This is a genomic window from Kushneria phyllosphaerae, assembly GCF_900312995.1.
Taxonomy (GTDB): Bacteria; Pseudomonadota; Gammaproteobacteria; order Pseudomonadales; family Halomonadaceae; genus Kushneria; species Kushneria phyllosphaerae.
This window is the reverse complement of sequence record NZ_ONZI01000003.1, coordinates 692,621-699,047: the sequence shown is the minus strand read 5'-3', so window position 1 is coordinate 699,047 and position 6,427 is coordinate 692,621. Positions and strand designations below refer to the sequence as shown.

The 6,427-nt window shown below is 58.2% G+C and carries 7 protein-coding genes; 5 read left to right on the top strand and 2 right to left on the bottom strand.

Features of this window, described 5'->3' with window-relative positions; translation table 11 throughout:
• Positions 1 to 222, top strand: a 222-nt coding sequence (locus KSP9073_RS17695; protein WP_207771471.1) for a hypothetical protein, incomplete at its 5' end; no start/stop codon positions are given.
• Here KSP9073_RS17695 and KSP9073_RS13075 read toward each other — a convergent pair.
• On the bottom strand, positions 215 to 967 hold the full coding sequence (locus KSP9073_RS13075; RefSeq protein WP_108843368.1) for a GntR family transcriptional regulator: 753 nt from the start codon (positions 965 to 967) through the stop codon (positions 215 to 217). The two genes, KSP9073_RS17695 and KSP9073_RS13075, sit on opposite strands and share 8 nt — an antisense overlap.
• 162 nt (positions 968 to 1,129) lie before the next feature.
• On the opposite strand from KSP9073_RS13075, the gene pabB reads away from it, so the two are divergent.
• From pabB to KSP9073_RS13055, 4 genes are all read left to right on the top strand, one after another.
• Positions 1,130 to 2,497 carry an aminodeoxychorismate synthase component I gene (gene pabB / locus KSP9073_RS13070; protein ID WP_108843367.1) on the top strand — a complete coding sequence of 456 codons (1,368 nt, stop codon included), beginning with the start codon at positions 1,130 to 1,132 and terminating at the stop codon, positions 2,495 to 2,497.
• Positions 2,498 to 2,607: 110 nt separating this feature from the next.
• Positions 2,608 to 3,672 (top strand): FecCD family ABC transporter permease, encoded by a 1,065-nt coding sequence (locus KSP9073_RS13065; RefSeq protein WP_108843366.1) that lies wholly within the window; start codon positions 2,608 to 2,610, stop codon positions 3,670 to 3,672.
• Positions 3,669 to 4,475, top strand: a complete 807-nt coding sequence (locus tag KSP9073_RS13060; RefSeq protein ID WP_108843365.1) for an ABC transporter ATP-binding protein — start codon at positions 3,669 to 3,671, stop codon at positions 4,473 to 4,475. The genes KSP9073_RS13065 and KSP9073_RS13060 overlap by 4 nt, the downstream gene beginning before the upstream one ends.
• 102 nt (positions 4,476 to 4,577) lie before the next feature.
• The gene (locus KSP9073_RS13055) at positions 4,578 to 5,198 is read left to right on the top strand and encodes a phosphoadenosine phosphosulfate reductase domain-containing protein (RefSeq protein WP_108843364.1); all 621 of its coding nucleotides are present in this window, start codon (positions 4,578 to 4,580) and stop codon (positions 5,196 to 5,198) included.
• Positions 5,199 to 5,286: 88 nt separating this feature from the next.
• On the opposite strand, the gene cysB is transcribed toward KSP9073_RS13055, so the two are convergent.
• On the bottom strand, positions 5,287 to 6,258 hold the full coding sequence (gene cysB / locus KSP9073_RS13050; RefSeq protein ID WP_108843363.1) for an HTH-type transcriptional regulator CysB: 972 nt from the start codon (positions 6,256 to 6,258) through the stop codon (positions 5,287 to 5,289).
• Between the last annotated feature and the right edge of the window lie 169 nt (positions 6,259 to 6,427).

Sequence of the window (6,427 nt, the reverse complement as noted above, 5' to 3'; positions counted from 1 at the left end):
TCGGAAGTCAGCGGCTGGATCCGTGATCCTGATTGGGTGACCAAAACCTCAGTCAAAACAATCACCTGCTTACCTTCCCCGCTGCCTCGTCGCCGTGTGCTCCGTGGCAGCGGATGCGTACTTTATACATCAGACCCCGAGGGCGCAACCCCTTTCGCCAAAAACTTTCATTTTTCTGTCACGACGGGGAATGCGTCGACGGATAATCGTGACTTCAGGTAGATGGTTTACGGCGTGACAGCGCCTTTCCAGTGCTCTTTGGCAGCTCGCGATCGTCATCCAGCGACATGGCGTAGCGCTCGGCGACCGTCTGCCTTGCCGCAATAACATGTCGACGCATCAGTTGCTCGGCCAGCTCTTCATCACCGGAGGCTATGGCATCCACAATACGATGGTGCTCTACAAAGGCACGCTGTGGTCGCCCCCCGCGCGCACTGTATTGAGTCCTGTAAAGCCTTACCAGATAGTAGAGGTCGTCACACAGGGTGGTCATGAGCATTCGATTGTGACTCCCGCGCACAATCAGATAATGGAAATCGAGATCACCCTCGCGCTGGTAATAGGCTTCCGCCTGATCCAGATCGCCCTGCTCTTCATGCGCCACCAAGACATCCCGCAGCGCCTGAACTTCACCGGTGGTCATATGGCGCGCCGCCAGCCTGGCCGCCATGCTCTCCAGCGCCTCACGCATGTCAAAAAGCTCAAGGAGTTCGCGCATCGACAGCTTGACGACTCTGGCCCCCACGTGAGGTTCGCGCTCGATCAAACGGTGCGCTTCCAGTCGGCGCATGGCCTCACGCAGCGGACCACGTGAAATGCCATAGGTCTGGGCAAGACCCGGCTCGGTGATTTTACTGCCTGCCGGCAGCTCACCACGAACGATGGCATCCTGAAGCTGTTGAAAGACTCGCTCAGCGAGCGTTCGCGCCTCGAGAGGAATCTCGCCGGAAGAAGTCGTTGAAGTCATGGTTATTGTCAACAATCAGGGAAATGCCATCACAGTACGACATACGGCACGCAAAGACCAAAGTTCCAGCATCACTTCGTCAATACGGGTTAAACAGGGAGCGCCGGTTCCGGCCCTGGACTGTTAAACTGCCCGCCCCGTTAAAGCCTGCGATACATGATCATGTCCTCCTATCAATTGCTGCTTCATCCCCTCCCCTACCATGCGGACCCGGCTGCCTGGTTTGAAAGGCTGCGCCATCGCCGCGAGGCGATACTGCTGGATAATGGCCGCCCTTATACGCAGACCGGGCGCTTTGACATCATGAGCAGCGACCCCACCGCCCTGCTTGAAGTGGACAGCATGGGGCAGTACCACTGCACCCGTATGCTTTCTGCCATCACACCGCTGGACGCTCAGCGTGAGCTTCCAAGACATCTTGAAACGATTCCTCCGGATACGGCCGAGGAGATTCCTTTTGTCGGCGGGCTCATGGGTTACTGGAGCTATGACTTTGGACGCCTGCTCGAAAGACTCGAAAGTCATGCCATTGCCGACATTGATCTCCCCCTGGCAAGACTCGGGCTTTATGACTGGGCCCTGATTCAGGATCATCAACGCCAGTGCAGCTATCTGGTGGCAACGGCTGAACGTCGCGATCAGGTGCTGACATGGCTGGAAGCGGCACCCGATGAGACAAGTACTGCCTTTTCCCTGACCGTTCCCTTTACGGCCGATATTGATCGCACGACTTACGGCGAACGCTTTCGCAGGGTCAGTGACTATCTACATGCCGGCGACTGCTATCAGGTCAATCTGGCCCAGCGTTTCCAGGCGCAGTGTCAGGGAGACAGCTGGCAAGCCTGGCGCCGGTTACGTCAGGCAACGCCGTCCCCCTTCGGGGCATGGCTTTCATGGCAGGGGAAGGACGGATGCGAGCGCAGCATCATGTCCCTCTCGCCCGAACGCTTTTTACATCTACAGGATCGAAAGCTGACCACCAGCCCCATCAAGGGAACGCGCCCCAGAGGCCAGACCGCCGAAGAGGATCAGCAACTGGCCGATGAACTGCTTGGCAGTCTCAAGGATCGTACCGAGAACGTCATGATCGTGGATCTGCTGCGCAACGACCTCGGTCGCGTCTGCCGTGCCGGTACGGTGCGAGTGCCGGCACTGGCTGCTTTGGAAAGCTATCGCAACGTTCATCATCTGGTCAGCACCATTACGGGCGAGCTGGCGCCGTCACTGGATGCCATCGACGCCCTGGCTGCCGCATTTCCAGGGGGCTCCATCACCGGCGCTCCCCGCATTCGGGCCATGGACATCATCGATGAACTGGAGGCCACTCGTCGCGGCCCCTACTGCGGCAGCATCGGCTATATCGATCAGCGCGGCGACATGCATACGTCAATTGCCATTCGCACCCTCTATAGAGAAGACAACATCCTTTATGTGTGGGGCGGCGGTGGACTGGTGGCCGACTCTCATGAGGAAAGTGAATACATCGAGACGATCGACAAGATTCGCCATCTCATGCAGGCGCTGACATAAACGCGCCTGTACGCTCAGGCAGGCGATGTTTATGATTGATAACCATTCCAATCACCACGGGCACACCCTGCCCGCTGCACGAGAATGCCGATGAGCGCTGGTAGCCCTACATGACAGTCACCGCCCCTACTACAGACACCAGTATCGACAAGTATCTTCAACGGCGACGACGACACTACTGGCTACTGGCCATCACGGCAGTGCTGACGCTGTGCTCATTGATTGTTGATGTGGCGACCGGTCCGGGGCAATACGGGCTTGGCGACATTGTACGTGCCATCGTGTCACCCGATGACGCGCCCCGGGCCATCGCGGTCATCGTGTGGGAGATCCGTTTACCGGTGGCCCTGATGGCCATCATGGTCGGCATGTCACTGGCCAGCGCCGGGGCCGAAATGCAGACCATCCTCAACAACCCGCTGGCCGACCCCTTTACACTGGGCATTTCGGCAGCGGCCAGCTTCGGGGCAGCTCTTGCCATCGTCCTGGGGGTGTCACTGTTCCCCGCTGCCAGCGAACTGTTGACCACCCTCAACGCCTTTGTCATGGCCATGGTGGCCTCGCTTCTGATCTGGCTGGTCAGCCGTCTGCGTGGTGTGAGCGTACAGACCATGGTGCTGATGGGGATCGCCCTGATGTTCTTTTTCAACGCCACGCTTGGCATCCTCCAATACGTGGCTTCGGCGGAATCCCTGCAACAGCTGGTGTTCTGGTCGCTGGGGTCACTGTCGCGCGCCAGCTGGTCAAAGATCGGTATCGTGACGGCAGCACTTGTGGTCACGCTGCCCATCTTCTTTTTCGCCGGCTGGCGCCTGACGGCCCTTCGCATGGGGGATCTTCAGGCCCGTGCACTGGGCGTCAATGTGGGCCGTCTGCGCCTGACCGTGCTGCTGTGCAGTTCGCTACTGGCGGCCACGGCCGTGGCCTTTGTCGGCATCATTGGCTTTATTGGACTGGTAGGGCCGCACATTGCCCGCATGCTGGTCGGTGAGGATCAACGCGTGTTTCTGCCCATGTCAGCGCTGACAGGCGCCCTTTTAATGTCGTTGACCTCAATCGTCTCCAAGACGCTGATTCCAGGCGTACTGCTGCCCGTGGGGATTATCACGGCGCTGATCGGCCTGCCGTTTTTTGTCTCCCTGATCCTGAAGAGCCGGCGCGAGGTGTGGGGATGAGCCTCAAAATTGAATCACTGTCGGTCCACTTTGGACGCACCCGGATCCTGAATGACGTCAGCGGTCTGGAGGCGCGCCCGGGAGAGCTGACGGCCCTGATCGGGCCCAATGGTGCCGGCAAGTCCACGCTATTGAAATCCATTGCCGGCATTGAGCGCTCCACCGGCCACATCAGCCTTGATGACACGGCGCTGGACACGCTGGACATTGCCCAGCGTGCCGGGCAGATCTACTACCTGCCGCAGGATATTACCTCCCGTGCAGCCCTCAGCGTGTTTGAAGCCGTCCTTCTGGCACGGCGCACCACGCACAAGACAGATCGTCGGCAGGACCTGAAACGCGTGCAGCACACCCTGCAGACGCTGGAGCTTGAGCAGTATGCCGAGCGTGACCTCGGCCAGCTCTCCGGCGGCCAGCGACAGCGGGTGGCCATTGCCCAGGCCGTGGTCAGGGAACCCAGGGTTCTGATGCTGGATGAGCCCACCAGTGCACTGGACCTTCACCATCAGTTGCAGGTGCTTGAATGGCTGGTGGCCCTGGCTCGGGAGCAACAGATGATCATTGTCATCGCCATCCATGACCTTAGCCTGGCAGCGCGCTTTTCCCGTCACATGTGGCTCATGGGCGCAGGAGGCAAGGTGTGCGCCGTTGGCGCGCCCGAGCAGGTCCTGACCGAGGAGCGCCTGCGAGAGGTATATGCCATCAGGGCCCATGTTGAATGGCCCGAAGGAGAGCCGCCGCGCGTGACGCCACTGGCCGCCACTCGCCAGCTGGGCATGCAGGGACGCGAACAGGACTTCTAAACTTCGAACCAAATGATATTGGGGAGAGCCCTGAGTGGTTTGCTATCGTGCCTGCCAAACGGCCCGGCCAGGGCCATCTGCCATTGATAATGGAGTCACTGAATGTCGCTGAATATCGATGAGATCAATGAAAGGCTTGGCAATGATCCTCAGGCACTGGTGGAGTGGGCACTGTCCCTCGACAAGCGCCCTATCTGCACCACCAACTTTCGCCCCTTTGAAGCCGTCATTCTTCATATGGTGACCCGTGTTCGCCCCGACCTTCCCATCGTCTGGATGGATTCAGGCTATAACACGCCGGCCACCTATCAGTTTGCCGACGAGGTAAGCCAGAAGCTCGGGCTCAATCGCATCCTCTATCTTCCCCTGCGATCACGCGCCCATCGAGAAGCCGTGGAAGGGCCGACGCCCTCTCTGGATGATGCGCGCCATGAGGCCTTCACCCGGGAGGTCAAGCTTGAGCCCTTTGAACGTGCCCTGCGCGAAACCAACCCGGGCGTCTGGTTTACGGCCCTGCGTGCTTCCGACACGGCCACCCGCGCCCAGATGCAGCCGGTCAGCATCAATCAGGACGGTCTGATCAAGGTTGCCCCGGTACTGCACTGGAGCAGCAAGGACATGCATGACTATCTGGTCAAGCACGACCTGCCCAACAATTTCGACTACTTCGATCCGACCAAGGGCGAAGAAACCCGTGAGTGCGGGCTGCATCTGCAGCACTGAGGCGCCCTGGATGACAGGTCGTCAAAGGCATCAACAAAAAAGGCTCGCCAATGGATGGCGAGCCTTTTTTATTCATTCGTAAGCCCGATTACCTGACAGGCAGCTCGATGTGTTCAAAGAGCGCATTTTCGGCATGCGGACTCGACTCGAGTGCAGCCTCAACCGTGTCACGATCAAGGTGGGCAGCAAACTCGTGGATAAAATCGAACATGTAGTTGCGCATGAAGGTACCGCGACGAATACCGATTCGCGTCACCGAGCTTTCGAACAGATGGCTGGCATCGATGGCGACCAGATCATGATCTGCCACCGGGTCAATCGCCATATGAGCAACGATCCCTACCCCAAGCCCCAGTCGAACGTAGGTCTTGATGACATCGGAATCGGCCGCCGTCAGCACCACATTGGGCGTGATGCCATGTGACTTGAAGGCATCATCAAGCTGGGAGCGACCCGTAAAGCCAAAGGTGTAGGTTACCAGCGGATGCTGACCCAGCGCCTCAAGCGTCAGATTGCGCGTTCCTTCCAGCGGGTGCCCTTTTGGCACCAGCACACAGCGGTTCCAGCGATAACAGGGCAGCAGGATCAGATCATTGAACAGATCCAGTGATTCCGTGCAGATGGCAAAGTCTGCCATGCCTTCACAGACCATCTGGGCGATCTGGCGCGGCGTGCCCTGCTGCATGTGCAGCGCCACGTCCGGATAGCGTTGTGTAAAACCACTGATGACAGCAGGCAGGGCATATCGTGCCTGAGTATGGGTGGTCGCGATGGAGAGACTGCCACGGCGATCGTCACTGAATTCCTGCGCCACATGGCGGATATCATCCACCTTGCGAAGCACTTCACCGGCAAGCTCCACGATGGGCTTGCCAGCTGGGGTAATTCTTGTCAGATGTTTGCCGCTTCGCGCAAAAATTTCGACACCCAGCTCGTCTTCCAGCAACCGTATCTGTTTGGAAATCCCGGGCTGAGACGTGAAAAGACTCTGCGCCGTGGCAGAGACGTTCAGATTATGCCGGGAAACTTCCCATATATAGCGAAGCTGCTGAAGTTTCAAGGCATTAACCTCCTGAAGAGCAGGCCTGAAAAGCGTCAAAAAAGGGGCTTAAAATCGACCGCTAATGCTATCAGGGTCTAAAATAATGAACAATCATTCCTTTTCAGAATAAAAAATTATCCCTAGATTCCTGCTGCGCAATGCTCCTGCCAACGCCACGGGATTTAGA